The organism is Ruegeria sp. AD91A (genome assembly GCF_003443535.1).
Lineage (GTDB): Bacteria > Pseudomonadota > Alphaproteobacteria > Rhodobacterales > Rhodobacteraceae > Ruegeria.
This window is the reverse complement of the sequence record NZ_CP031946.1, coordinates 2557793-2582455: the sequence shown is the minus strand read 5'-3', so window position 1 is coordinate 2582455 and position 24663 is coordinate 2557793. Positions and strand designations below refer to the sequence as shown.

Sequence of the window (24663 nt, the reverse complement as noted above, 5' to 3'; positions counted from 1 at the left end):
TTTGTTGTAGCTAACGGCAGCTTTGTCCGCATTGCGGAACTACGGGTAGTTTTCTTGAATGTCCACTTTCGGCAGAAGCAGACGTTCGAGCCGACGAAATCGGGGCGATGCTGAGCGATGTCTGCTTTCACCAGGACCGGATGTTCAGCAAAATCGGGTCTATGTCCGAGTTGCGGACAAAACTGCCCTTGGGGCTAAGACGGTTTGGGCGTTGCTGCATAGCAAATGCTTCAATCTTTTTCAGCGGAGCTGAGCCTATATTGGTCCGCTAACGCTTTTGGCACGTATCTCCAGTATTACCACACACTGTGGACCGCGTTGTCGGCCAATACCTTTTCTCATCGCCAGCGCGGGTTCTAGAGACGCCTAAGCGTTTCCAGTTGGGTCATTGATAAAGGTAATGGGAGTAGAAACATGACTAATAGATTGGACGTTAAATCAACGTGGGATTCAGTAATGAACGAAACTAAGAATCCTCTAAAAAACCAGTCCCTTCCCACCGCCCATTTGCTGATGCAAATGCTGGCCTGGATGTGGAGCGCTATCTTTTCGCTCATGGTTGGAAGCTACTTTGTTTTTGGCGTAACGGCTGCGGCTCACACAATGCTAATTGGCGGTGTTTTTATGACCTTGCTGGTGTTTCAAAAGTCTGAAGCAGCTAGTTCTGATCTACGATAACCCGCAAGGCTCATACAATACCGGGATTGGGGGGCGCGTTTGGAGACATCTTGTGCTGTAAACGAACTGGCACCCACTTTCGTCTCTCGCTCTGACAGCCTTACGCCCAGATAAATATGGTCGAGTTTGGGCTTGAAGCGGCCATTCGCGGCAACTTGCTTGAACGTCTACTTTGCGGACGAAGCGGACAAATATACCATCCGGTTTTCCACTGCCCGACTCCAGCAAGTAGGCAACCTCTCAACCCTTTGAGCCAACTGGTCGCTTGCTCTTTGCATCGCGTCTTCGAGCTTTTGAATGTCGGCTTGACTCAACTGGGGCCGGTCGATTTTTATCGTTAGCTTCTCCAGCTTAGCGGTTAGTGGGAACAATGGTTGGTAGTCGTCGTCGTTAACGCCAGTCAATGTATCAGAACCTATGTCAAACGCGTCGTCCCACTGAAGGGTGTGGGAACCAGTTCTGCGCCTAGTTCCACGAAACGTTCAAAGATCCCTCCTTCGCCAACACATGGACACATCAAACAGTGCTGACTGGCATGGCGATCAAGGAGCCCTCGCAGCCCCCATATCGCGCGAGCGGGCCGAACCGTTCCCCTTCCGGCGTCAATCTGCCAAAATGAGGATAGATTTTTCTTATCCTTGAGAGCCGCATGATAAAAAGTCGGATCACCATCAAGCAATTGGAAGCTTTCGTCCTGGTGGTTGACACCGGAACGTTTCGGAAGGCGGCGGCGGCACTAGGAACAACACAGCCGAATGTCTCGGCGCGGATTTCGGCGCTGGAGAAGTCTCTCGGGGTCGTTCTGATGCACCGGGATGCGGGATCGGTCCGGCTTACGAAAACCGGGGAGACGCTGGTCGAGGCGGCCCGACAGGTGATTTTGGCAGGCGAGGCGTTTCTCGAACAGGCCAACCGGCGGGATCTGATCAGGGAGCGGATGCGCCTGGGCGTAACAGAGCTGATCGCCTGCACGTGGCTGCACGACTTTCTGCGCGCGTTCAGGGCGTCTTATGCATCGGTCAGCGTTGAACTAGAAGTTGATCTTTCGCGCGAGATCGACCGTGGCCTTGTCAGCGGGCAACTGGATTTGGCGCTGCAGACAGCACCATTTTCCAGCGAATTGCGCGGGACGATCCCGCTTGGCAGTTACAGCTACGTCTGGGTTGCCACGCCGGAAATGGCACAAGGTATTGGCGGCAATATCGGGCTCGCCGACCTGTTTGCCCATCCTGTCCTGACCCATGCGCGGCACACCGTGGCCGTGCGTGAGCTGGCCGAAATTGCCGATCACAACGGCCTGTCGCGCGATCGGGTTGTGCACTCGAGCAGCCTTGCGTCCTGCCTGCCGATGGCGGTGGACGGGATGGGCATCGCGCTGTTGCCCAGGGCGATCGTGCAGGAGGCTGTTGCCGAGGGCCGGCTGGTCGAACTCAACTGCGACTGGACGCCCAGCCCCTTGCAGGTCTTTGCGCGCTATGACGACCGGCGCGTGCCGCGGTTCGTGCGCTATGCCGCCGAACTCGCCCGGCTGACGGCCGAGGCGGCCAAGGATAACACAACATAACCACAACAAGAAAAAATTCCAATTTTTCGTTTTCCTCAGCAGGCCCTAAGACTGAGCGCCGAGGGCCGAGCGGGGTCGATCCCCGCCCCCGCTTGCTCTGGTTGGTCGAAAGGAAACACGGGATGAACAGGCGTGCGATCCGGCTTGGCGCGGATATTGGGGGAACGTTCACGGATGTCGTGCTTGAAAAAGGGGATGACATCTTTTCCACCAAGGTGCTGACCACCTATGCCGCGCCCGAAAACGCGATCATCGACGGGATGCACCAGGTCTGCGTCAGGGCCGGCATCACGCCCGGTGAGATCGGGCAGATCATCCACGGCACTACGCTGGCCACCAACGCGCTGATCGAGCGGCGCGGAGCCAGGACGGCGCTGATCACCACGCAAGGCTTCCGCGACGTGATTGAAATGCGCACCGAAAGCCGGTTCGAGCAATACGATCTGAACCTGACCCTGCCAGAGCCGCTCTTGCCGCGGCAGTCCCGGTTTACCGTGAATGAACGGGTGAACGCGCGTGGCGAGGTCATGGTGCCTCTGGACCGCGCCGAGGTCGAGGCGCTGGCCGCGCAGATCGAAGAGGCGGGTTTCGAAAGCGTCGCGGTGGGCCTCATCCATTCCTACCTGAACCCGGCGCATGAGCAGATGGTGCGCGAGGTTCTTACCGAGCGCCTGCCGCATGTCTCGGTGTCGATCTCGTCCGAGGTCAGCCCGCAGATGCGTGAATACGAACGGTTCAACACGGTGGTGGCGAACGCCTATATCAAGCCGCTGATGGCCTCCTACCTCGGCCGGCTGGAAGAGGGGTTGCGCGGCGAAGGCGTAAACTGCCTCGTCTTCCTGATGCATTCGGGCGGCGGCATCATCTCGCTTCAGAACGCCGCCGATTTCCCGGTGCGGCTGGTGGAAAGCGGTCCGGCGGGGGGCGCGGTCTTTGCCGCCCATATCGCCGCGCGTTATGGCATCGACAAGGTGCTGAGCTTTGACATGGGCGGCACGACCGCCAAGATCTGCCTGATCAAGAACCAGACGCCCAAGACCAGCCGTGTGTTCGAGGTCGCGCGGACCTACCGGTTCAAGAAGGGGTCCGGCATGCCGATCTCGATCCCGGTGATCGACATGGTGGAGATTGGTGCGGGCGGAGGTTCGTTGGCCCATGTGGACGACATGCGCCAGATCCGAGTCGGGCCCGAGAGCGCGGGCTCCGAACCCGGCCCGGCCTGTTATGGGCGCGGTGGCACGCGGCCTGCGGTCACGGACGCAGACCTTGTTCTGGGCAAGCTGGACCCGGACAATTTCGCTGGTGGGGCGATCAAACTGCACCCCGACCAATCGCAAACGGCGCTGACCGCCCATGTCGGCGACACGCTGTCGATGGACACTATCGAGGCCGCCTTTGGCGTGGCCGAGGTCGTGGACGAGAACATGGCCAACGCGGCCCGTGTTCACGCGGTCGAGAATGGCGAGGATCTGTCGGAATACACCATGATAGCCTTTGGCGGTGCGGCGCCGCTCCATGCCGGGCGTTTGTGCGAAAAGCTCGGTGTCGACCGCCTGATCGTGCCGCCCGGTGCCGGGGTCGGTTCGGCCATCGGGTTCCTGCGCGCGCCCTACAGCTACGAGGCCAACCGCTCGGTCTACATGAAACTCAGCGGTTTTGACCCCGCGCGGATCAAAGCGCTGCTGACAGAGCTGAAATCCGAGGTCACGGGCTTCGTGCGGACTTGCGACGAGACCTCGGAGATCCTTTCGGAATTCAAGGTCTACATGCGGTATGCCGGACAGGGCTGGGAAATTCCCATCGCGCTGACGGAAGAACAGGCCATTAATCCCGATGCTGCCACCTTCCTGGCACGCTTCGAAGAGGACTATGCCAAGCTCTTCGGCCGCACGGTCGCGGGTCTGGATGTCGAGATCACCGTCTGGTCGGTCAATGCGACCACACCGCCTGAAGCCGTCGCGCCTGTGGCCGCATCGGCCGGCGAAAGCACCGCCGTCGCGCAAGGCCAGCGCCGGGTGTTCGATGCCGCGTCCGGGGCCTTCGTCGAGGCCCAGGTTATCAACCGGGTGACCATGCAGACCGGCCAGCGCGCCAACGGCCCCGCCGCCGTGACCGAGGCCGAAACCACCATCATCGTTCCCGCAAGCCGCGACGCGATCTGCCAGCCCGACGGCTGCATCGACGTCGTGACCAAGGGGTAAGGAGCGCCGACATGACAAAGCAACATTCAAAGGTCGCCTATCAGGTCATGTGGAACCGGCTGATCTCGGTGGTCGAGGAACAGGCGCAGGCGCTGGTGCGCACGGCCTTTTCGACCTCCGTCCGGGAGGCCGGCGACCTGTCCGCCGGGGTCTATGACACCCACGGCAACATGCTGGCGCAGGCCGTCACCGGCACCCCGGGGCATGTCAACGCGATGGCTGACGCCGTGGCGCATTTCATCCGCCGCATCGGGCGGCAGAACATATTCGAGGGCGATGTCTACATCACCAACGACCCGTGGGAGGGCACCGGCCACCTGCACGACATCACCATGGTCACGCCGTCGTTCCACAACGGCGTGCCGGTAGGGTTCTTCGCCTGCACCGCGCATATCGTCGATATCGGTGGGCGCGGCTTCGGAGCGGACGCGGCCAGCGTCTATGAAGAAGGGCTTTATATCCCGATCATGAAATTCGCCGAGCGGGGCGAGGTGGACGAAACGCTGGTGCGGATCATTCGCGGCAATGTGCGCGAACCCGACCAGCTGATCGGCGACATCTACGCGCTGGCCACCTGCAACGAGATCGGCCACCGCCGCCTGATAGACATGATGACCGAGTTCGATCTGGATGATCTGGATGGCATCGCGGCGTTCATCCTTGAAAACTCGCGCCGCGCCACGCTGGAAGCCATTGCCGCCCTGCCACGAAAATCCGCCGAAGGCGAAATGACGGTGGACGGGTTCGACGCGCCGATCACGCTGAAAGTCCGCGTCACGGTGCACGAAGACCGCATCGTGTCGGATTTCACCGGCTCCTCAGGGCTCGACAAGAAGGGCATCAACTGCCCGCTGGTCTATGCCAAGGCCTATGCGTGTTATGCGCTGAAGGTCGCCATTGCGCCCTCGATCCCCAACAACGCAGCCTCATTGGCCCCGTTCGAGATCACGGCCCCGGAAAACACCATCGTCAACGCGCTGCACCCCGCACCCGTCGCGCTGCGCCACATCGTCGGTCACTTCGTGCCGGACACGGTCTATGACGCATTCGACAAGATCGTGCCGGGTCTGGTGCCTGCCGAAGGGGCTGGATGCCTGTGTAATTTTCAAGTCTCGCTGCGCCCGCGCTCTGACGCGCCGACTCTAGTCGACGCACGGCGCGCCGAGGTGCTGACCTTCAATTCCGGTGGCTCCGGCGCGCGGCCTGAGCTGGACGGGCTTAATGCAACCGCCTTCCCTTCGGGCGTGATGACCATGCCGATCGAGGCAACGGAACACGCGGGGCCCGTGATCATTTGGCGCAAGGAGCTACGCCCCGACAGCGGCGGTGCGGGCAAGGCGCGTGGCGGGCTGGGCCAATACATGGAGGTCGGCGCAATGGAAGGCCACGAGTTCGACATCCAGGCGATGTTCGATCGGGTCGAACATCCCGCGCGCGGGCGGCGCGGGGGCATGGCCGGGGCCTGCACCACCATCGCGCTGGACGATGGCACGCCGATGCGCGGCAAGGGTAAGCAGTTCGTGCCCCACGGGCGCCGCGTCGTGATGGCTTTCCCGGGTGGCGCGGGCTATGGCTACCCTGCCGAGCGGCCACGGGATATGGTCCTGCGCGATCTGGCGCGGGGATACATCTCGGCGGAAACCGCAGCGCGGGATTACGGCCTGACGGCCGATGACATCAAGGCGGTCGAGGATGCCGTCGCAAAAGGGGAGATCGCCTGATGGCCGGACAAACGCAAAGCCCGAAACAGGCCCAGTATGACGTAGTGATTGTCGGCGGGGCGATCATGGGGGCCTCGACCGCCTGGTTTCTAAGCGACAACAAGGATTTCGACGGCTCGGTTCTGGTGGTGGAACGCGACACGACCTACCAGGCCTGCTCAACAGCCCACACCAACAGCTGCATGCGCCAGCAGTTCTCGGCCGAGCTCAACGTGCGGATCAGCCAGTTCGCGGCGGATTTTGTCAAGAACCTGCGCAGCTACATGGGCGGTGACGAACGGGTGCCGGAACTCAGCATCCGCAATTTCGGCTACATGTATCTGGCCGACAATGACGCCTTCGCCAATGTCCTGCGTGAAAGCCACAAGGTTCAGGTCGCGGCGGGGGCAGGCACGCAGTTGATGACGCCCGACCAGATCAGGGCCGCCTATCCCTTCTACAATGTCGATGACATCGTGCTGGGCTCGATCAACACGGTGGACGAGGGCTTCTGGGACGGGTCGGCCGTGTTCGACTGGTGGCGACGGTCCTCGCGCGAACGCGGCGTGGAATATGTCAAGAACGAGGTCGTGGCGATGACGCTCAACCCCGCCGGCACGCGTGTGGGCAGCGTCACGCTGAAATCGGGCGAGGTAATTGCCTGCGGCCATGTGGTCAACGCCTCGGGCCCGAGAGCGGCGCGCACCGCAGCCATGGCCGGCATCGAGACCCCGGTGGAGCCGCGCAAGCGCTATTCCTGGATTTTCAAGGCCGAACAGCCGCTGGAGATGGATCTGCCGCTGACCATCGACCCATCCGGCGTGCATGTGCGCGAAAACGGCGGCGGCACCTATCAGTGCGGCGGCCATTCCGAGATCGACCCGGCGGTGGACTACGACGATTTCGCGATGGATTTCTCGCTGTGGGAAAACCACGTCTGGCCGATCCTTGCCACCCGAATCCCGCAGTTTGAGGCGATCAAGGTGCAATCCGAATGGGCCGGGCATTACGCCATGAACACCTTCGATCACAACGCAATCTTGGGGCCGCACACGAAGGTGGAGAACTTCCTCTTCCTCAACGGATTCTCCGGCCACGGGCTGCAACAATCCCCTGCGATGGGGCGCGGTACGGCGGAATGGATCACCTATGGCGGCTATCGGGCGCTTGACCTGACGCCCTTCAACTTCGAGCGCATCCCCAACCACTGCCCGATCATTGAAAAGGCCATCATCTGATGCAGCTTGCCGCCAATCCCTTTACAGCGGCGCTCACGGCGGGGCGCAAACAGGTCGGCCTGTGGATCAGCCTTGCCAGCAATTTTTCGGCCGAGGTCGTAGCGCCCGCGGGCTATGACTGGGCGCTGATCGACATGGAACACAGCCCGAACGACTATTTCAGCACTCTGGGGCAGCTTCAGGCTTTTGCCGCCAGCGACACAACCGCCATCGTGCGTGTCGAATGGAACGACCCGGTGGCGGTCAAGCGGCTACTGGATCTGGGCGCGCCGGGGCTCTTGTTTCCGATGATCCAGACGGTCGAGGAAGCGCGCCGCGCGGTGGCCGCCACGCGCTATCCGCCCAACGGGACCCGTGGTGTCTCTGGCGCGACGCGGGCGACCAAGTTCGGGCGGATTAGCGACTATACGGCGCGCGTCGAGGCGGAAACGGCGGTGCTGCTGCAGCTGGAAACCCGTGCGGCCGTTGAACAGGCCGAGGCGATTGCCGATGTCGATGGCGTCTCGGGCATCTTCTTCGGCCCGGCGGATATCGCGGCCGACATCGGCAAGCTTGGCAAGCCGATGGACCCCGAGGTCTGGGCGCTGATCAAACCGGCGGCGCAAAAGCTGATCGCCAAGGGCGTGCCGGTCGGAACGCTGGTGTTGGACCCGGGCTTTGCAACCGAGCTTTTGAACGAGGGCTTTACATTTGTGGCCTGCGGCACCGATGCCTCGATCCTGGCCCGCGGCGCCGACGCGCTGCTGGCGCAGGTGCGCGGAGGCATGGCATGATCGCGCTGTCGTCGCGGCTGGATCCGGTCAAGCCTTCGGCGTCAGCCTGGGTCAGTCAGGCGGCGAATGAGGCCCGTTCGCGCGGCGAGGACGTGATTGACCTCGGGCTCGGCGAGCGGGATTTCGACACGCCCGAACACATCAAGCACGCCGCCCATGCTGCTGACATGGCTGGACAGACGAAATACCCGCCCACCAGCGGCACGCTGGCACTACGCAAGGCGGTGGCCGACAAGCTGCGTCGTGAGAAAGATCTCGCCCATGGCGTTGACGAGTTCATCGTCGCCAACGGCGCCAAGCAGGTGATCTTCAACGCGATGAGGGCCACGCTGGAGGACGGCGACGAGGTCCTGCTCTGCGCGCCCTATTTCGGCCAATACAAGGATATCGTTCTGATCCTTGGCGGCAGGCCCGTCACGATCCCTTGCGTGGCCGAAAACAGGTTTCGGTTACAACCCGGAGACCTTGTCCGCGCCATCACGGCGCGCACGCGCTGGATCATACTGAACCTGCCCTCCAACCCGGCCGGCGCCGTTTACTCCGACGACGATCTGCGCAGCTTGGGCGTGGTGCTGGCCGACCATCCGCAGGTGATGATCCTGTCGGACGAAATCGATGAACACATCCTGTTCAACGGGCGCAAGTTCCGCTCTTTCGCTGCGATCAACTCGGACCTCAAGGACCGCACGCTGACGGTAAACGGCGTTTCCAAGACCTATGCTATGACCGGCATTGCGTCAGCGGTAGCCCAACTTGAAAAGGAATCCAACTGATGAAGAAACTCGTCCTGACAGGTGCCGCCGGGCGGCTTGGCTCTTACTTGCGCGAACCGCTGACCATGATGTGCGACCAGCTTGTCTCGACCGACATCGCGGACGATATCGGCACGCTTTATGACGGCGAAACCTATGCTAAGGCGGATCTTGCCAGCCTTGACGACATGATGCGCGCGCTGGAAGGCGCCGACATGGTCGTGCATATGGGCGCCTATGCGGACGAAGGGCCGTTCGAGAAGCTTTTGGGGCCGAATTTCATCGGCGCCTACAACATCTGGGAGGCCGCGGCGCGCAACGGATTGCGGCGGGTGGTCTATGGCAGTTCCATCCACGCTGTCGGAATGCACCCCAAGACCGATTTCATCGACACCGAGGTTCGCCATCGCCCCGATACCTTTTACGGGCTGGCCAAGTGTTTCGCCGAGGATCTGGGATCGCTTTACTGGGACAAGCGCGGGCTGGAAAGCGTGCATATGCGCATCCTCTCCTGTGCGCAGGTCACCAGTGCCCGCGCGCTTGGGTCTTGGCTGTCCTATGATGACCTGATCCAGCTGGTGCAGCGCAGCATCGAAACACCAGTGACCGGGTTCGCCGTTGTTTACGGGGTTTCCAACAACGACCGCTGCCCGGTGGACAACAGCAAGGCCAGCTTCCTTGGCTATCGCCCGAAGGACAATGCCGAGCAATTCGCCGAACAGATCCTGGCTGAGACGCCTCCGCTGGACCCGCGCGACCCCGGTAACACGTGCCACGGCGGACCATTCGCGGCGGTGGAATTGGGCAATAGCGGCCTTGCCACGATGAAAATCGTGGACGATACGAAAAAGACCTGAAGGAAGGACCACTCGATGACGGCACCCCGCCCGATGCGCGATTTCGGCCTGGAAGTGTTCTTCTCGGAATGGGAATTCACCGCCCGCCACCACATGACGGCCTCGGACCTGGAAAGCATGTCGGTGCCGGACCTGTTGGCGCTTGCCACACCCGAAGATCGGGACGCCTATGAAAAGCTCTGGCTCGGCTATACCGAGACATGGGGGGCGCCGACCCTGCGGGCGGAAATCGCGGCAACCTATGACGGACTGGCGGCCGAGAATATCCTGTGCCTCGCGGGCGCGGGCGAGGGGCTTTACGCGGTGTCCAAGGTTCTGCTGGATGGCGCGTCCCATGCCATCGTGCCGACCCCGAACTACCAGAGCGCCGAGACCATTCCGCTGTCGGTCTGCGACGCCACTGGCGTGCCCATGCACCGGACGCAGATGAAAGGCGGCTGGCGGGTTGATCTTGATGACATCCGCGCCGCGATCCGCCCGAACACGCGGCTGCTATCGCTGAACTTTCCGCACAACCCGACCGGCATGCTGATGCCGCGCGACGATCTTCAGGCACTGATCGACCTTGCCCGCGAGCATGGCATCTGGATCCTGAGCGACGAGGTCTATCGCGGCGTCGAACTCGACCCCGCCGACCGGATGCCTCAAATCGCCGATATCTACGAACGCGGTATTTCGCTCAATGTGATGTCCAAGGCCTATGGCCTGCCGGGCCTGCGCATCGGCTGGATCGCGGCGCAGGACAGCGACTTGCTGCAACGGGTCGAACGCTACAAGCACTACCTGTCGATCTGCAATTCCGGCCCCTCTGAGGTGCTGGCCCTGATCGCGCTGAAGGCGCGCGAGCGGATCCTTGCGCGCAACCACGCGCTTCTGTCCCGAAACGTTGTGGCGCTGGAACGGCTCTTCGCCGATTTCCCGGGCTTGATCGAATGGACGCGCCCCCTGGGCGGGTGCGTGGCCTTTCCGCGCTTTGTCGGGCCGGAAGGGGGCGATGCGTTTTGCTGCAAACTGCTGGAAGAAAGCGGTGTGCTTCTATTGCCCGGCGCGATCTATGCTTCGGAGCTGACCGAGATCCCGCAGAACCATTTCCGCATCGGTTTCGGCCGCGAACAGGTGTTCGAAGACGGTTTGGCCGCGATGCGTGCGCATTTCGAAACCCACTACGCCGATTTCCGGGCCTGAGGCAGCATCATGAGGATTGTGGCACTGGACGAATTGCGAGAACTGATCGACATGCCCGCTGCCATTGCGGCGGTGCGACAAGGGTTCATCGACATGGCAAACGGGCTGATCGACCAGCCCGAGCCGATGCAGTTCCTGTTTCCGGGAGCGGTTGGCGAGCTGCTTGGCGATTGCCACATCAAGGGGGCCCAGGCCAAAGGCCGGCCGTGGTTCGTCGTCAAGCTTGCCACCGGGTTCTACCGGAACCCGTACCGGGGCTTGCCGGTGAATGATGGTCTGGTTCTGGTCCTGTCTTCGGAAACTGGCCGCCCTGTTGCGATCCTGCAGGACGAGGGCTGGTTGACCCAGATGCGCACGGCAGCAGCCGGCGCACTGGCGGCCGCGCTGAAGCCGGCAGAACGAGAGGCCACGCTGGGTATCGTTGGAACCGGCACACAGGCCCGCCTGCAAGCCGAGGCGATCCGTACCGAGACCGGAATCTCGCGCCTGATCGTGAAAGGGCGCTCTCCCGAGAGCATGCGCACCTATGTCGCTGACATGGAAGAGAAGGGCTTTACCGTCTCGGTCGCATCCACCGGGCGCGATCTCTGCCATGCTGCGGATATTGTCGTGACCACGACCCCGGCCACATCGCCGGTGCTTCACGCGGATGATCTGACGGACAGGCTCCATATCGTTGCGGTGGGTGCCGACAGTCCCGGCAAGATCGAACTGGCCCCCGAGGTATTGGCGCGCGCCGCCATCATCGCCACAGACAATCACGCGCAATGTCTGCATCACGGCGATTTCGGCGCCGCCGTGCGCGCCGGGTGCGTTTCAGATATGGCAGACCTGTCCCTTTGCGACATTCTTGCGGGCAAGGCGGAGGGGGCAAATTTTGCTGACGCGAGCCTTTCCGTCGTGGATCTGACAGGGCTTGGGGTCCAGGACCTGGCAATTGCCTCGGCTGTTACATCAAGCCTTGGTGAGCCATAAGGGTCTCTCAGCTATATGCTGGATGCGCGCGCTGCTTCCCGGCGGCGCAGCCTGGGTCCAATCGGCTCACTTCTGATTGGGCGCAACCTTCGTCACGTACCTCGAAAGATGCGCGAGAAATGACCCGCTCCCCAAAGAGGCCGCGTTGACTGGTTAGCTCTGTTCGGGTTTTGGCCCACGGCGGACCGGTTAGCATATTCCCTTGGTGTCAACCCACTCAGGCTCGAATGCGGGCGGTATTGGTTGTAGTCGTCGCGCGATGCCGCAATCAGATGGCGGGCATGCCCGTCCGAACCCGAGGGTAGAGGCAGTTCCTCGCACACGTAGAAGACGGTGCGCAGGATCCGCATGAAGCCGTAGTTCCTGTGGAAATCTTAGTTCAAAAGCAGAAGCTTTGCACAACGATGAAGGCGAGCGATGTCACCGACACGCTGGAGTTGGCATAGGACGCTTCAGGCCGCAACAGCGCTACCGGTGTGCACAATAGGAGGCTGCTCAGCGACAACGGCTCGTCGTACGTGGCGGCTGATCTGGCAAGTTATCTTTAGGACAAGGGCATGGATCTTGTCCGCGGTGCGCCAGTCGGCTCTCGAAATAGCGACGATTGAATGGCGGCGGCTCGCTGTCGAACAATTCGCGCCATTGTTGCTTCATGTCTGGCGTGGACTTGGTTTTGAGTGCGGCCACGCGGGCGGGAATAGGATCTTGATTGGTCATGTAATTCTCCGTCGAGTTGGAGTTGCATGACGTCATTCGCCGGCCGGATAGCTCGGCTCGGCGTATTGCGGGGGTCGGACATCTTGAGCGCGGTCAGGTCGCCTTGAGCCAGATGCGCCGGTACTGGGAGCCCCGCCACCCGCACCAGAGCCTCGACCCGATGCGCGAAATGAAAGCGCGCCACGTCGCGGAAGGCCGGCACGCGCACCCCCTGGGGATCGGTGAAGCTGGTGCGGAACTAGAGCGTGCCGAGCAGCGACAAGCGGGTGAAGTTATAGATGAGCAGGTCTAACATGGTTTCCATGATTGTCCAGTTCTTCGGACGATCGAGCATGGAATGCGGACTTGGAAGCATTCAAACGCCGGAGATCCTCGGGCAGATCGGAGGAACCGAAACCACGAAACGGAGAATGACCGATGAAGACTATGACCCTTGCCCTCGGCCTTGCCCTTGCCAGCGGCGGTCTCGCTGCCCATGCCGCGGAGCCGATGAACGACCTCGAGATCGCCCACACCGCCTACACCGCCGGCGGCCTCGACATCCGCTATGCCCATTTGGCGCTGGCGATTTCCGAGAACGAGTCGGTGCGAGAGTTTGCGCAGACGATGATCCGTGACCATTCGGCGGTGAACGAGGCTGCGGGCGCGCTGATCGCCGAACTGAACGTGACCCCGCTGGACAACGCCCTTTCCCAAGCTCTTGTAGAGGGTGCCGAGGCCAAGCGTGCGGAGCTGATGGCGCTCAGCGGGAAGGCCTTCGATTGCGCCTATGCGACGAACGAGCTGGGCTATCATCAGGTCGTCAACCAAACCGTCGCCGAAAGCTTCATCCCGACGGTCACGGTCGAACCCCTGAAGGCATTGCTAGAGGATGCGCTTGTCACCTTCCGTGTGCATGAGCAGCACGCCGAACGGATGGTTGCGAGTCTGTCATGCATCGGCTGACGCGACGTGACTTTGGCCGGGGCCTGGGCTGTGCCCTCGCCCTGGCCGGGTCGGCCCCACGCGTGCTAGCCCACGACGGCCCACACGAGGTCGAGGTCCGCATTTCCCGATTTGCGTTCGAACCGGCACTGGTCGAGATCGCGATGGGCGACACCGTTGTCTGGATCAATGACGATCCAGCACCCCACACCGCCACAGCGGCCGACAGCTCCTGGGACACCGGCGAGATGACGCGCGACACCCGCGCCGCGATCACCTTCGACCAGCCGGGCGAACACCCTTACCTCTGCACCTTTCACCCGCAGATGCAGGGCAAGGTGGTCGTCCGACCCGATTCCAACCACTGAAAAACCCGGTTCATGCAGGTAAGCTGCCATGAACCGGTTGAATCACGGGGCTGCTATCATGACCGAAAACCTGACGCTGGTCGGCCATGCGCTCTGCCCATATGTCCAGCGCATCGCTATAGCCTTGGCGGAAAAGGGCGTCGCCTATGACCGCGTGACTGTGGACCTTGCCGACAAACCCGGCAGGCGCTTGAATTTGCGCGCCGGGAACCGAACATTCCATACGTGACATTTCTTCTGCCACCCAGCCGAAGGAGGCTGGGTGCACTGACTCGCTTGGGCGCGCGGGCATGCGACCCGGTTCAATGTGCGGGAACGTCCTTTCTGAAATTCTGTTTAAAGACAGACAGTTAATCTTGTCATAATGTCACTCGCCGCCCTCGCGGCCAGGCGCGATCCCTCGTTCGGACCCTGCGGCAACTCGGCTCGGATCAGAACGCCTGCCCCCTGTGGAGTGATGCACAAGCCGCTTCGGATGCGGGCCGGCGCCGCATCCTTCGGGGCAGACGCTGTCGCCCAAAACCGGTGTGCCGTCGGGCTCGTATCCGGTTACGACGGGTGTCCACCACCAGACGGGATTGGCCTCGAAGCTTTCTCGCTCGTCGAGCCGGTCCAGCAGGGCCGCGATCTTGGCGAACCTTTCGAGCCCGACGGCGATGTCCAGCGGCCGTGCCTGAATGAAATGGACATGAGCGGCAAGAAAGATGCCCTGGATAGAGACACTTCCGGGCAGGAAACCCTCGGCGCGCGCGCCGATCTGCTTCTCGAGCCTTGCCAGAATGTGATGGAGCTTTTCGGCCGATCGCGCTAGGTGGCTGTTGTCGCTGACCCGAACCCCGGCCAGGTCATCTGGGAAATTGTCGTTGCCGCGGTGCCGAAGGTCTGGATGGTGGCCAGGATCATCTTGTCGCGCCAGAGGGGCTTGGGCCGGTAGGCCAGAGCGGCCAGTGGCGGAGTTGCCGCCGGTCTTTCAGGATAGGTTTGCAGCAGGTATTCGGCGATCAGCCCGTTTTCCAAAACGCGTGACTGCACCGTCCCGAAGGATGGGCACCTGCAGGGTGGGCGCCGAGGCCGGATCGTCGGCCCCGGGGGGCCGAAAGCGCCTAGTTGCGGTCATAGTCGAGCCCGAGTTCGTCAAGCAGGATCCGCACGCCACGCGCGACGGGGGACCCGGAGGTATAGAGCAGGCTTCGCATCGCGTCACCCGCTGCCGGAAGGCGCGCCTCGCCTGTCGAGGCGATGGGGCTGATCAATGGCTGCCGATGAAATGGCAGGTCTCGAATATCGTCGCGTTCTGCGGTTCACCGTCATTCGTCATCGCATGTTCGACAAAGGTCGGCAGGCCGGGCGGGATGACCGTGTCGACACGGGCGACACCAAGGAAGATGTGCTTGGACGTTTCCGGTTCGATCGGGAACCAGCAGGGGTAATCGAACGTGCCGGCATAGATGCCGATCGCGCCGGGGAAGCGTTCGAAACTCAGCCACAGCCTTGTGCCGCAATCGGCGCAGAAATGGATATGGACGGTCTTGCCCGACCCGGCCGAGACCTGGTCATAGACCTTGGGCGTCCCGGTCAGGATCTCCAGCGCCGCCTCGTCGAAAATCGGTTCGACCATGTAGGCCGAGCCGGTCGCCTTCTGGCAGAACCGGCAGTGGCAGAACGTGACTCGGCTTGGCGGTGCCGATACCGCATAGCGAATGCTGCCGCAAAGGCAGCCCCCTTCCTGTCTGGTCATCATCTTCTCCTTTTGCCGCCGAAGTGTCTTGCCCGTTATTTTCCCCGGGCTTCTTCCTTTCTGCCAATTCTCGTGTGCCATGGGATTTACGACAAGTCGTTTCACCTTCGAGCTCCGCCAGCGCGAAGGCAAAGAGGTCCGAGATCACATTCGCGGTCGAATTTTGGAGTTCTGCTCAGTTCTCGGGGAATACGCCCGAAAGTTTGATTTGGCTCCAGGGCAGGACCGCTCCGGCCATGCGACAGAATTGTCGTGGATCGTTGAAGGTCTGATTGGTTCGACAGTCGCTTCCTCTCCAATTGGCCCCTACAAGTGAATCCAAACAAACGATAACAGTGACTTATCAGCCAGAGAACGTTCGACTCTGGTCCCGTCCGCTCCGACACTCAGCATTCTTTTTCATTCTGTCGGTGCGTGCAGGTCGAAGCTGTCAGAGCCCTTGATGCCGATTTGCACTAGGTATTGCGTCTTCCCGAAAGATTAGAGGGCAACGGTCGCGCGTAGTCTCTGTGCCGCGAGTCCCCTTAATCGTAAGACCGTCTCAAGGTGTTTCAGAACAAGAAAAACCCTTTCCGAATTACCGGTCACGATCCGGTAACGGCTTCATGCGAATCGTTGTTCGGTAGATCGGGAGAACAACATGCCGCAACATACTGTTCCATCTGAACCCTGGCAGGGCCTCGAGACGCGTATCCAAGGATTGGGCCGGGATCGGTGTCATTCGAACGCGCCGGTTGGAATCCGAGAGAGGGCGGCCGAAGAACATAACGGCGAAACAGATTTGTTTGCCGGGATCTGGCCCACGAGCTTTTCGAAGGGCTTGCGGCATGACGAAAATGGTATTGTTGACGCGCAGGTTTATACCGAATTTCTGGAAGAAGTGGCTGACCCTACCTGCACCGACAATTATGGAAACAGGCTGACGCTGTTTGATACTCCAGCCTATTCCGGGCCCTTCCGCACCACGCCATCAGAGGGTGGTGAATTTAGATGGCGTGCGTGGGAAGGGCCAATCCTGGGTCACCGGTTGGGTCTGAATGGTTTGGATGCCGGCGTTTTGGGTATCGCTCCGGCACCCAGGCTTGGATCAGATGAACTTGCGGCAGAAATGGCTGAACTCTATGCGATGGCCTATTTGCGGGATGTGCCGTTTGAAACCATTCGAGAGGGTGCCGAGGTATCCGACAAAGTGGTAGGCGCCCTTGGCAAGTTGGAGTGGTTCCGTGAAGACGGTTGTCCAAAGGACGCCAACGGCGCCGAGATCGGTAAAGTACCTTCGGCACGCCGGGTTCGAGATGGCCAGGGTCTGTCTTCCCGAACCTTGTTCCGCGGCTCGAGCCAAGGCTGCTTGGAAGGGCCATACGTGTCGCAGTTCCTTTTACAGGGGCATGACACGCTGACGTCAGACCAAGCGCATGCGCAAGGGCAGCGGTTGGCAAAAACAACGGCATCAGGGGCAATGCCATTTGGTGCATTGCGGCTTGACCAAAGGGTTGCTCCTCAGGCTGTTGGCGTGGATTATTTGCGGGACTGGGCCGAATGGCTGGATGTTCAGAACGGGGCAGACACAGCCGGCGAACAAGCCTTTGAGACGAGTGGCCCGAAATTCATTGAAACGCCGCGTGACCTTGCAACCTATGTACATTTTGACACGATCTATCAGGCTTTTTTCAACGCTTGCCTGTTGATGTTGGGCCGAGGTGTTGACGCAGATGACGGTCTGCCTGAGGGCGGGCATTCCTGCGCGAATGGTGCCAAGGCTGATTGGGGCGGGACCCATGTGCTGTCAATGCTGGCGGAAACTGCGACCAGGGCGTTGCGGGCCGTGCGACGCCAGACCTTTCAGGTGCACAACCGTGCCCGCCCTGAAAAGCTAGGCAATATTGCTACTCTGGTGGCGAATGGTCATGGCGCGGTGCTTGGAACAGCCGAGCCGTTTGCCGCAGCGCATCTGGAGAAATTGGAAAGCGTCGCCAGCGAAGACTTCAGTCTGATGGACGCCATTGCCGCTGCACCGTCCATCAGGCGGTTCGCGCACAACGCGGTGTCTCATAATGGGCTGCCGAAAATCGATTGCAACTTGCTGTTGCCAATTGCGTATCCAGAAGGCTCACCGATGCACCCGTCCTACGGCGCGGCGCATGGGGCAGTTGCCGGGGCGTGCGTCACATTGCTCAAGGGGTTTTTCCGGACCCATGCGCTGGACGGGTCCCGGGTGTCTTTGGCCGAGGCGGGTATGCCGCGCGTTTTTGTTCCGGCTGCAGGCGGCAAAACACTGATTGATTCTGAGCGACTAGACGACAGCTCAGAGAAACTGACGCTGAATGGCGAACTGAACAAATTGGCTGCGAATATCGCGATCGGGCGCAGTTTTGCAGGGGTTCATTTCTACAGCGACTACTTCGACAGTGTCCGAATGGGTGAACGCGTTGCCGTCGGCATTTTGGCCGAGCATATGGCGAACTTCCGGGGCACCGCGAAAATGTCGCTCGAAACGTTTGATGGAGATCGCCTCAGCATCGTCAGCGGTCGCTCCTCCGGTAGTGAAATTCATATCGCGAACAGTACGCCTGAACTTTGGTGGACCCGTCATTTGCCTGAACAGGCGGGCTGGGCAGGATGAAGGTGCCCGCCCCATGACAGGTCGTTTTTCATGATGCTCCCGTATTCGTCACCCGCCGGGACCCTCCCATTGGAAATGAAACCTCGCGGGCATAGGCCTCTGACTTTCCATTCTTGTATTTCTGATGCCCAACGGTGTTCGTTGATGTCTGTATTCCAATCGCCTGGACTTGCCGATCAACGCGCGAACGACGCTGCCCTGTCAGCGTGGAATTCAAGCATTCAGAACACTTTTGAAAGGCAAGGCGTCAGCCCGTTTCTGGTCATGGATCCGCGTGACATCGAGGCGGGCCAGCCATCGAATCGGTTCAGATGGCGCGCCAGTCCACGAGAGCCGCGGGATTGTCTGGGCGATGAACTGGCAGCTCGCCTGTCAGACCAAGGCTGGTCCAGCAGGGTTGAACTGCACAACGAATACCTTGAATACGCGCTGGTAATGCGACCCGATGCCGGCGGCAGAATGCGCCCGAAGCGTTTTGTGGCCACCACCGAGTTGATGGAATGGTGGCGAACCATGGCGGTCTTCGATCTCGATCACTTCCTGTCGGTGGTCGCGTCGGCGTCCGGGCGCTTCTACTCCTGCAAGGACCTTTTTGAAGTCTCACAGTCGGTATGGACTTCGATGGATGTTTCCGAGCGCGCGGCCCGTTTTCACAAAAGGCTGGTGGGTACGGATTACGCGCATCCGCCGGAACATCCATTGAATATCCAGCATGTTTTGTTTCTGGCCAAGGATACGAACAGTTTGACCGATCTGATCCAGGCCATGCACTTATTCTCGTTCCCTTACGTCGTTAAGAATGGCGATAGCAGGCGGCGTGCCCGACCCGAAGAAGTGCTTGATTTCGCGAACCGGAAAGATCTGTACTGCCGGCATGCCGGGGTCTGTTTGGCGAGCGATACGCTCGAACTGGCCGTGGGAAAAGGTGGTAAGCCACCTACAGGCAAGGCAATGGCGTTCTCTGATCCGCTTGGGCTTTATTTTCGGGCGTTCCAAACGTCAGAACTGTTCTTGGGCGAGCACAAGGTGCCTCTGGACTGGGTCCGGTTCCGGCGCGGCGCACCTGGAATGCCCATGCGCCTTGACTTCGGGCCTGCCGACGATGATCCCCGGTTTCTCGACGATATTATGCTGGGAACAGGCACATCGGCGCGCCCGGTCTCGGGCTATACACTCGCCAGTCTGATCGAGGTTGGACCCATGATCACAGTTGCCGCCAAACCACGCGTGATCACCCGTGTCGAATTTGTTGAAATCCCGCATGTTGACCCGGGACGGTTTGTCTGCGGCTTGCCCGAGACCCAGCGTTGCAGGCAGCTCTCGGAATTCGCGGATCGTTGCGAAGCAGGGACCAACCGCAACACGACGCGCTTTCGTAAAGACGGATCCTGACAGGTGCTCAGACTGGCACGGCTTTGACCACTGGCAGCGGGATTTCAGGTGCCGTCATATCAAAAATCGCAACCGGACGACCGAATGCACAGCTTGCGGCCGTTAATACAGTCGTCAGCGACGGGTTCGGGGTCTTCCACGCCTGAACGTCGAACAACTCTGTCGGAGCCGTGGGCCGGTCATTTAGCGCGCCGCGATAAAGCCGGAATAAACGTACCTGCTCGGCATCCATGCCGTGATCCGTCACGCCGTTATGATCAAGCATCACCATGTTGCGCCAGGACACCACCGCCTCGGATGCTGCGTGCCAGACGCCCTGCGCCAGATTTGCGGAAAGCGCCGATCCATAGGTGGGCCTGCCGCCATCCGCGTCTGCGCAAACCGCGCGCAGCAGAAGGCCGATGCCCGGGACTTCGAGGGTGTGAATGCTCAGTTGCCGCAGTTGAACATTCAGCCACTGCGTCAAATCGTGGGGCAGTGCAGTCTCCGGCACCAGATGGTCAAATCCGTGTGATCCAAGAGCGTGTTCCAAACACTCCAGCGCCGCCCAAAGGGCGGCGGCTTCGTGTGTTGGACCGGCAGCGGCACCTTTCGAAGTGACCGTTCCGTCGCTGCCCGGAACACCCAGTGCAAGCGCTTCGGTTGACATCCCATGGGATGCACCATCCGACGCGATCAGGCTTTCGCAGGTTTGTGGTGCTTCGGTACTGTATTGCAAGGCATAGCGCTCAATCGCCTCAAACCCGGCCAGCCGCGCCGCCTCCTCCGGTGTGCGGCCGGTGCCGAAAGACACGCGATGGCCCATCCCGCCCTTGGGGGGCAGAGTCCCGTTGCGCAGCTCGATCAAGCGAAAAGCCGCGTGGATTGGCGCACCCTTGGGGAATTCGGCAAACGAGGGTTCGGAAATTAGCCGAGCAGTTTCAGCGCGTTCAATCAACGTGTCGGTCATTTTCGTTTCCGGATAAGCATGTAACGGGGTATACAAATGGGCATTGTTGTTTGAGAAGGAGATTTTACATGGCTCGTTTGATAATCAACCCGAATTATTCATTGAAAGACTTGGGGTGTGAAGTTCTGAATGCCGCGCGCGGTCGTGCACTTGGGTCGCAAGATGATCAGGATGCGGCGGAACGCAAAATTCAAGAAATCCTGGCGGACAGTGGTAACCCAGAGGTCAGGTTTGTCTATGACACCAAGGATCTGGTTCATATCGTTGTTCCGGACCTGAGTGACAAAAAGCCGGATCCGAACCCCGATCACGAGTCATGGTGCTGCAAACTTGCCTATGAAGCGATGGGCGGTATCGTCATTTTTGGATGCAGCGGTTAACGACAACCCCCGAACGCTTTTGAGGGCCGTTAGTGACTGAGGCAAGAACCAAGGTTTTTTTGACCGGACCGTTTCAGATTATTTGCGACGACGGTCAGGATGTAACGCCTCGGGGCACCAAAGCGAAAGCTCTTCTTGCTTTGGTGCTCCTGTCGAAAAACGCGATACGCAGCAGGGCTTGGTTGCAGGACAAGCTCTGGAGCGAGAGTTCGCCCGCACAAGGCGCGGCGTCGTTGCGCAAAGAGCTTAGTGTTCTCAGCAAACACTTTTCCAAGCATAAACTTGATTTTCTTGAAGTAACCCGTGAAACGGTGTCGATCAATCTGGCAGCAGTCGAGGTTGATCTGTTTGACGAGCAGCTCAGTTCAGACCGCGCTGAGTTGCTGGAAGGGTTGGACGTTGCCGACCCCGAGTTCGAGGCATGGCTGACGGTTGAGCGGCAGGCTTATTGGGACATCGATACAGAGTCAGACGGTCCGGTTCTGGCGGGCCGCGGTTTGCCGGTGCATTGGGGGCGTTTGCGTCCAGCGGTTGTTGTAGAGCCTTTTGAAGTTGTCGGGGAAACGCCGGATATCAGCATCGCTGCATCCTCCATACGAGACGAGCTCATGTTTCTTCTGGGCACAATGTCCGACGTGATCGAGCTTCGTGACGCGCGCAGGCAGGAAGGCCCGGTTGAAGGCTATGTTCTCAGCGGCAGTGTGGTCGGCGCAGAAGGCCTGCGGGTGGCCGCTCAACTGACGTCAACCGCAGATCAGGTTTGCCTGTGGACACAACGGTTCCGCTTTCGCGCAAAGGAAACATTCGACGCGGTCGAAGAAATCGCCATGAAGGTCGTCGAGGCGCTCCAACTGCGATTGCGCGACGGGTATTGGTCAGAAATCTGGTCAGGTCGTGCCACATCGACCGAGGCTTGGTCGGCGTTCCAGAAGGCCCGCATTCTGGAAAGTCAGGCAACAGAAGACGGGTTGCAGGATGCCATCCGTCAATATCGCGCCTGTCTGGAGTTTGACCCGGGATACCTTCCGGCACGTGTCGCGATCGGTTTCTGTCATTTGGACATGATCCGCCTGGGCATGAATGCAAACCCGACCGAGGCGCTGGCAATGGTAGAGGCCGAATGCAAGAAGCTGTGCAATCTGTACCCAACGGACCCGTACTGCTCGGCCCTCCATGCCTTCACCCACAGTGTTGCTGGCAACACGTCAGAGGCTTGCAACTTGATGCTTGCCGTCGTGGAACGTTTCAGCGGAAGCCCGGAATTGTTGGGATATTACGGCATCCTGTTGGTGTATGATGACAGGGCTGAAGAAGGCGTTTCGGTCTGCAAGAAAGCGCTGGCATTGACGCCGCATCCCCCTATTTGGATCGAAGCAAACCTGGCAATTGCAATGATGATAACCGGGGACAAGGCCGCGTGGCAGCATGCCCATAACGTGTTGCGGGTTGACCCCGGACGCGTTCGTCCCAGGGTCGTGCTGTGCATGCTGTCCGCCGCCGCCGGGAACCATTCCCTGGCGCGTCGACATGCCCGACAGATTCTGGAATTGCAGCCGGGCTTTACCGCCGAGCGCTGGGCCTGGCCCGGCTGTTTCAAGAACAGGCGACACTACGAAGAAGGCGTGCGGCTCTTGTCGGCGGCTGGTCTGTGACGGGTCGTCAGATTTCGTCCAGCACCTTGCGGGCCACGCGAAAACACTCCAGCGCTTGAGGAACGCCGCAATAAATCCCGACCACGTGGATGATGGCGCGGATTTCTTCCTTTGACACTCCGTTGTTGATGGCGCCCCGGCAGTGGATTTCCCATTCATGCATCTTTCCCAGCGCACCGATCATCGAAAGGTTCATCATCGACCGGGTCTTGGCGTCAATCACGTCGTCGCCCCACCCAAACCCCCAGCACCAGGCCGTCATGGCTTCCTGAAACGGGCGGGTGAAGTCGTCGGCGGCAGCAAGGTTTTTCTCCACATACTCTTCGCCCAGCGTGTTCTTCCTTTGCTCCAGTCCTTTCAGAAACAGGTCTTCGTCGAAAATGTCGGCCATTGCGGGTCTCCGGTGTGTCAGTGTGTCAGGCGGTGTTTGTAAAGGTGATCGTAATGCGGTTTCATCCTGCGGTGCACCTGTTTCACACGGTCTGGCGCGTCCGCGATGTCGATATGCGTGCGTGTCTGCGGCGCAAGCCCGGTCGATTTCGCGAGGTTGCCATGGAACGACCCGCCGTCCCACCAACTGAGGGCGGACGGATCACCGCCCGGTTCCCAGCTCAGCGCCTGTTCGATGAACGGAATTCCCACCGCGTCACAGAAGGCCCGGGTCATGCCGTGTGGATCTTCCAGCAGGTCATCGCTGTCAATGACCGGCGGCGGAGTTCCGTTCAGTGCGGTCAACAGATCGAACAGGGCACGCTGTTCGGGAAAGCCAACCTCGCCTTCGGCAAAGTCCGGCCATTGTTTGTACATCGAAGTGATGGTCTTGGCCGGGTCCCGGATCAGAAAGGCGTGGGTGAAATGCGACAGAAACCCGGCATTCCACATGTGGTTGATGTAATGCGGAAAATCCTTCAGGAAGACCAGCCCCCGTTTCGCCCGCTGTTGAATGTCCAGCCACACGCTGTCCAATGTCAGGCCTGGCGTTGTCACGTCCCCTGGTTGGAACCGATGCCAAAGCGGGTCTTCACCCTGATACCACGCCTCGCCGAAGGGCTCGTGCAGGCAGTCGAGATCACCGCGTTGCCGCATCATCCACTCGAACGCGGTTGACGTGGACCTTGGTACGGCCCAGAGCGCGAGGATTTTGTGCATGGTCATGGCCTCTCGAATAACTAAAGACGTTTCAGCAATTGCCCGTGCGGTGTACCGGGTGCGATACCGAGGGATTTGAAGACGCGCCAGTAAAGCGCGATGTCATGACCAATCACCGGTTTGCCCAGCGCATCTTCAAGGGTATCGGCCAGATGCAGTGGGCGCTGCGGCAAGCCACCGGGCCCGGTACGGAAATTGCACATGCCATTGATCAGGATCGCTTCGGCCCGGGGTGCCTTGTCGGCCACATATTCAAAGCTTTTCAGTGCCAGATCGCCGTCAAAGACCCAGCGACAGGAATTGACCTCTTCCTGACTGCCGAACCAGCCCTGATCGTGGAAATTCCCGGCCCAGACCACATCAAACCCGGCTTCCTTCAAGAAGCCGGCCGTGCCCTGCCACCATTCCGGCCAATGATAGGCGGCGTTCAGGGCAACCTTTTCGACATTCAGGTCACGCAGTGCCTCGACCATGGCATATCCGGCCATGTGAAAGCGCGTGCCATATTTGTCTGACAGGTCTTCGCAGTGTTGCCGAACGCCTTCCACGCCCAGCCCGCAGGCATGGACCCAATTCGAACCGACCTGACCGCAGACATCCACACCGTTGCGGGACATGCAGTGCACGAAGTCTTCGAGCATGCCAAAGTTCTGTCTCCGCTGATCCAATCCGTGCACGTAGTCTGGCACGTGCAGCATCCACCCGTGAACGCCCACGGTTTCGGGGCACATGCGCAGGAAATCCGAGGGCGCGGCGTCAAAGTCGAACGGCGGGCAGGTGAACCCGACCTGATGGGGGAACAGTTTGTGTTCCGGGCGCCAGACTTCAGGCATCAGCATCAGCGTGCG

Annotated in this window: 25 protein-coding genes and 3 pseudogenes; 20 read left to right on the top strand and 8 right to left on the bottom strand. The window is 60.3% G+C overall.

The window, feature by feature from the left end:
• Positions 1 to 414: 414 nt before the first annotated feature.
• The 10 genes from D1823_RS12940 (at position 415) to D1823_RS12890 (ending at position 11923) form a co-directional block, all read left to right on the top strand.
• Positions 415 to 678: a hypothetical protein gene (locus D1823_RS12940; protein WP_117870636.1), complete on the top strand. Its 264-nt coding sequence runs from the start codon at positions 415 to 417 to the stop codon at positions 676 to 678.
• Between the two features lie 649 nt (positions 679 to 1327).
• Positions 1328 to 2242 carry a LysR family transcriptional regulator gene (locus tag D1823_RS12930; protein ID WP_117870632.1) on the top strand — a complete coding sequence of 305 codons (915 nt, stop codon included), beginning with the start codon at positions 1328 to 1330 and terminating at the stop codon, positions 2240 to 2242.
• A gap of 122 nt (positions 2243 to 2364) precedes the next feature.
• A complete protein-coding gene (locus tag D1823_RS12925) occupies positions 2365 to 4443 on the top strand; it encodes a hydantoinase/oxoprolinase family protein (protein WP_117870630.1) in 2079 nt (692 codons plus the stop codon).
• An 11-nt stretch (positions 4444 to 4454) separates the two neighbouring features.
• Positions 4455 to 6164: a hydantoinase B/oxoprolinase family protein gene (locus D1823_RS12920; protein WP_117870627.1), complete on the top strand. Its 1710-nt coding sequence runs from the start codon at positions 4455 to 4457 to the stop codon at positions 6162 to 6164.
• Positions 6164 to 7381 (top strand): FAD-binding oxidoreductase, encoded by a 1218-nt coding sequence (locus D1823_RS12915; RefSeq protein ID WP_117870625.1) that lies wholly within the window; start codon positions 6164 to 6166, stop codon positions 7379 to 7381. The genes D1823_RS12920 and D1823_RS12915 overlap by 1 nt, the downstream gene beginning before the upstream one ends.
• Entirely contained in the window at positions 7381 to 8154 is a 774-nt protein-coding gene (locus D1823_RS12910) for an HpcH/HpaI aldolase/citrate lyase family protein (RefSeq protein WP_117870623.1), read from the top strand. Before D1823_RS12915 ends, D1823_RS12910 begins: the two co-directional genes overlap by 1 nt.
• A complete protein-coding gene (locus D1823_RS12905) occupies positions 8151 to 8927 on the top strand; it encodes an aminotransferase class I/II-fold pyridoxal phosphate-dependent enzyme (protein ID WP_117870621.1) in 777 nt (258 codons plus the stop codon). Before D1823_RS12910 ends, D1823_RS12905 begins: the two co-directional genes overlap by 4 nt.
• Complete coding sequence (locus D1823_RS12900; protein WP_117870618.1) at positions 8927 to 9763, top strand: NAD(P)-dependent oxidoreductase; 837 nt, start codon at positions 8927 to 8929, stop codon at positions 9761 to 9763. The genes D1823_RS12905 and D1823_RS12900 overlap by 1 nt, the downstream gene beginning before the upstream one ends.
• A gap of 15 nt (positions 9764 to 9778) precedes the next feature.
• Complete coding sequence (locus tag D1823_RS12895; protein ID WP_205511830.1) at positions 9779 to 10948, top strand: aminotransferase class I/II-fold pyridoxal phosphate-dependent enzyme; 1170 nt, start codon at positions 9779 to 9781, stop codon at positions 10946 to 10948.
• A gap of 9 nt (positions 10949 to 10957) precedes the next feature.
• Positions 10958 to 11923: an ornithine cyclodeaminase family protein gene (locus D1823_RS12890; RefSeq protein ID WP_117870616.1), complete on the top strand. Its 966-nt coding sequence runs from the start codon at positions 10958 to 10960 to the stop codon at positions 11921 to 11923.
• A gap of 92 nt (positions 11924 to 12015) precedes the next feature.
• On the opposite strand, the pseudogene D1823_RS12885 reads toward D1823_RS12890, so the two are convergent.
• Positions 12016 to 12207, bottom strand: a pseudogene (locus D1823_RS12885) (integrase core domain-containing protein); the annotation flags it as partial.
• 105 nt (positions 12208 to 12312) lie between these two features.
• Here D1823_RS12885 and D1823_RS22115 point away from each other — a divergent pair.
• Positions 12313 to 12468, top strand: a pseudogene (locus tag D1823_RS22115) (IS3 family transposase); the annotation flags it as partial.
• A 16-nt stretch (positions 12469 to 12484) separates the two neighbouring features.
• On the opposite strand, the pseudogene D1823_RS12880 reads toward D1823_RS22115, so the two are convergent.
• A pseudogene (locus tag D1823_RS12880) lies at positions 12485 to 12640 on the bottom strand (DUF2924 domain-containing protein); the annotation flags it as partial.
• Between the two features lie 160 nt (positions 12641 to 12800).
• On the opposite strand from D1823_RS12880, the gene D1823_RS22235 reads away from it, so the two are divergent.
• The 5 genes from D1823_RS22235 (at position 12801) to D1823_RS12855 (ending at position 14743) form a co-directional block, all read left to right on the top strand.
• Positions 12801 to 12932, top strand: a complete 132-nt coding sequence (locus tag D1823_RS22235; protein ID WP_256369648.1) for a hypothetical protein — start codon at positions 12801 to 12803, stop codon at positions 12930 to 12932.
• Between the two features lie 125 nt (positions 12933 to 13057).
• A complete protein-coding gene (locus tag D1823_RS12870) occupies positions 13058 to 13585 on the top strand; it encodes a DUF4142 domain-containing protein (protein WP_117870612.1) in 528 nt (175 codons plus the stop codon).
• A complete protein-coding gene (locus D1823_RS12865; protein WP_117870610.1) occupies positions 13573 to 13932 on the top strand; it encodes a cupredoxin family copper-binding protein in 360 nt (119 codons plus the stop codon). Before D1823_RS12870 ends, D1823_RS12865 begins: the two co-directional genes overlap by 13 nt.
• Before the next feature lie 28 nt (positions 13933 to 13960).
• A complete protein-coding gene (locus D1823_RS12860; protein ID WP_254683730.1) occupies positions 13961 to 14161 on the top strand; it encodes a glutathione S-transferase N-terminal domain-containing protein in 201 nt (66 codons plus the stop codon).
• 228 nt (positions 14162 to 14389) lie between these two features.
• A complete protein-coding gene (locus tag D1823_RS12855) occupies positions 14390 to 14743 on the top strand; it encodes a hypothetical protein (protein ID WP_117870608.1) in 354 nt (117 codons plus the stop codon).
• Here the strand turns inward: D1823_RS12855 and D1823_RS12850 are convergent.
• Entirely contained in the window at positions 14740 to 14964 is a 225-nt protein-coding gene (locus D1823_RS12850; RefSeq protein ID WP_117870606.1) for a hypothetical protein, read from the bottom strand. The genes D1823_RS12855 and D1823_RS12850 overlap by 4 nt on opposite strands.
• A gap of 217 nt (positions 14965 to 15181) precedes the next feature.
• The gene (locus D1823_RS12845; RefSeq protein WP_254683729.1) at positions 15182 to 15670 is read right to left on the bottom strand and encodes a GFA family protein; all 489 of its coding nucleotides are present in this window, start codon (positions 15668 to 15670) and stop codon (positions 15182 to 15184) included.
• A gap of 640 nt (positions 15671 to 16310) precedes the next feature.
• On the opposite strand from D1823_RS12845, the gene D1823_RS12840 reads away from it, so the two are divergent.
• Positions 16311 to 18293 carry a hypothetical protein gene (locus D1823_RS12840; RefSeq protein ID WP_117870601.1) on the top strand — a complete coding sequence of 661 codons (1983 nt, stop codon included), beginning with the start codon at positions 16311 to 16313 and terminating at the stop codon, positions 18291 to 18293.
• 144 nt (positions 18294 to 18437) lie between these two features.
• Complete coding sequence (locus D1823_RS12835) at positions 18438 to 19685, top strand: hypothetical protein (RefSeq protein ID WP_117870599.1); 1248 nt, start codon at positions 18438 to 18440, stop codon at positions 19683 to 19685.
• Between the two features lie 7 nt (positions 19686 to 19692).
• On the opposite strand, the gene D1823_RS12830 is transcribed toward D1823_RS12835, so the two are convergent.
• Complete coding sequence (locus tag D1823_RS12830) at positions 19693 to 20634, bottom strand: hypothetical protein (RefSeq protein WP_117870597.1); 942 nt, start codon at positions 20632 to 20634, stop codon at positions 19693 to 19695.
• Between the two features lie 68 nt (positions 20635 to 20702).
• Between D1823_RS12830 and D1823_RS12825 the strand changes: the two genes are divergently transcribed.
• Complete coding sequence (locus D1823_RS12825) at positions 20703 to 21014, top strand: hypothetical protein (protein ID WP_117870595.1); 312 nt, start codon at positions 20703 to 20705, stop codon at positions 21012 to 21014.
• Positions 21015 to 21046: 32 nt separating this feature from the next.
• Positions 21047 to 22666, top strand: a complete 1620-nt coding sequence (locus D1823_RS12820; RefSeq protein ID WP_117870593.1) for a hypothetical protein — start codon at positions 21047 to 21049, stop codon at positions 22664 to 22666.
• Positions 22667 to 22673: 7 nt separating this feature from the next.
• Here the strand turns inward: D1823_RS12820 and D1823_RS12815 are convergent, their stop codons facing one another.
• From D1823_RS12815 to D1823_RS12805, 3 genes are read right to left on the bottom strand one after another with little or no spacing between them, the layout of a single operon-like run.
• Positions 22674 to 23057: a carboxymuconolactone decarboxylase family protein gene (locus tag D1823_RS12815; RefSeq protein WP_117870591.1), complete on the bottom strand. Its 384-nt coding sequence runs from the start codon at positions 23055 to 23057 to the stop codon at positions 22674 to 22676.
• A 17-nt stretch (positions 23058 to 23074) separates the two neighbouring features.
• Positions 23075 to 23821, bottom strand: coding sequence for a sulfotransferase family protein (locus D1823_RS12810; protein ID WP_254683728.1), 747 nt, complete (start codon positions 23819 to 23821; stop codon positions 23075 to 23077).
• A gap of 14 nt (positions 23822 to 23835) precedes the next feature.
• Positions 23836 to 24654 carry a hypothetical protein gene (locus tag D1823_RS12805; RefSeq protein ID WP_117870589.1) on the bottom strand — a complete coding sequence of 273 codons (819 nt, stop codon included), beginning with the start codon at positions 24652 to 24654 and terminating at the stop codon, positions 23836 to 23838.
• Between the last annotated feature and the right edge of the window lie 9 nt (positions 24655 to 24663).

Coding starts and splice junctions, on each gene's coding strand:
- D1823_RS12940 (WP_117870636.1), top strand. CDS start 415: ATGACTAATAGATTGGACGTTAAATCAACGTGGGATTCAGTAATGAAC.
- D1823_RS12930 (WP_117870632.1), top strand. CDS start 1,328: ATGATAAAAAGTCGGATCACCATCAAGCAATTGGAAGCTTTCGTCCTG.
- D1823_RS12925 (WP_117870630.1), top strand. CDS start 2,365: ATGAACAGGCGTGCGATCCGGCTTGGCGCGGATATTGGGGGAACGTTC.
- D1823_RS12920 (WP_117870627.1), top strand. CDS start 4,455: ATGACAAAGCAACATTCAAAGGTCGCCTATCAGGTCATGTGGAACCGG.
- D1823_RS12915 (WP_117870625.1), top strand. CDS start 6,164: ATGGCCGGACAAACGCAAAGCCCGAAACAGGCCCAGTATGACGTAGTG.
- D1823_RS12910 (WP_117870623.1), top strand. CDS start 7,381: ATGCAGCTTGCCGCCAATCCCTTTACAGCGGCGCTCACGGCGGGGCGC.
- D1823_RS12905 (WP_117870621.1), top strand. CDS start 8,151: ATGATCGCGCTGTCGTCGCGGCTGGATCCGGTCAAGCCTTCGGCGTCA.
- D1823_RS12900 (WP_117870618.1), top strand. CDS start 8,927: ATGAAGAAACTCGTCCTGACAGGTGCCGCCGGGCGGCTTGGCTCTTAC.
- D1823_RS12895 (WP_205511830.1), top strand. CDS start 9,779: ATGACGGCACCCCGCCCGATGCGCGATTTCGGCCTGGAAGTGTTCTTC.
- D1823_RS12890 (WP_117870616.1), top strand. CDS start 10,958: ATGAGGATTGTGGCACTGGACGAATTGCGAGAACTGATCGACATGCCC.
- D1823_RS22235 (WP_256369648.1), top strand. CDS start 12,801: ATGCGCGAAATGAAAGCGCGCCACGTCGCGGAAGGCCGGCACGCGCAC.
- D1823_RS12870 (WP_117870612.1), top strand. CDS start 13,058: ATGAAGACTATGACCCTTGCCCTCGGCCTTGCCCTTGCCAGCGGCGGT.
- D1823_RS12865 (WP_117870610.1), top strand. CDS start 13,573: ATGCATCGGCTGACGCGACGTGACTTTGGCCGGGGCCTGGGCTGTGCC.
- D1823_RS12860 (WP_254683730.1), top strand. CDS start 13,961: ATGAACCGGTTGAATCACGGGGCTGCTATCATGACCGAAAACCTGACG.
- D1823_RS12855 (WP_117870608.1), top strand. CDS start 14,390: ATGCACAAGCCGCTTCGGATGCGGGCCGGCGCCGCATCCTTCGGGGCA.
- D1823_RS12845 (WP_254683729.1), bottom strand. CDS start 15,670: ATGACCAGACAGGAAGGGGGCTGCCTTTGCGGCAGCATTCGCTATGCG.
- D1823_RS12840 (WP_117870601.1), top strand. CDS start 16,311: ATGCCGCAACATACTGTTCCATCTGAACCCTGGCAGGGCCTCGAGACG.
- D1823_RS12835 (WP_117870599.1), top strand. CDS start 18,438: ATGTCTGTATTCCAATCGCCTGGACTTGCCGATCAACGCGCGAACGAC.
- D1823_RS12830 (WP_117870597.1), bottom strand. CDS start 20,634: ATGACCGACACGTTGATTGAACGCGCTGAAACTGCTCGGCTAATTTCC.
- D1823_RS12825 (WP_117870595.1), top strand. CDS start 20,703: ATGGCTCGTTTGATAATCAACCCGAATTATTCATTGAAAGACTTGGGG.
- D1823_RS12815 (WP_117870591.1), bottom strand. CDS start 23,057: ATGGCCGACATTTTCGACGAAGACCTGTTTCTGAAAGGACTGGAGCAA.
- D1823_RS12810 (WP_254683728.1), bottom strand. CDS start 23,821: ATGACCATGCACAAAATCCTCGCGCTCTGGGCCGTACCAAGGTCCACG.
- D1823_RS12805 (WP_117870589.1), bottom strand. CDS start 24,654: ATGCTGATGCCTGAAGTCTGGCGCCCGGAACACAAACTGTTCCCCCAT.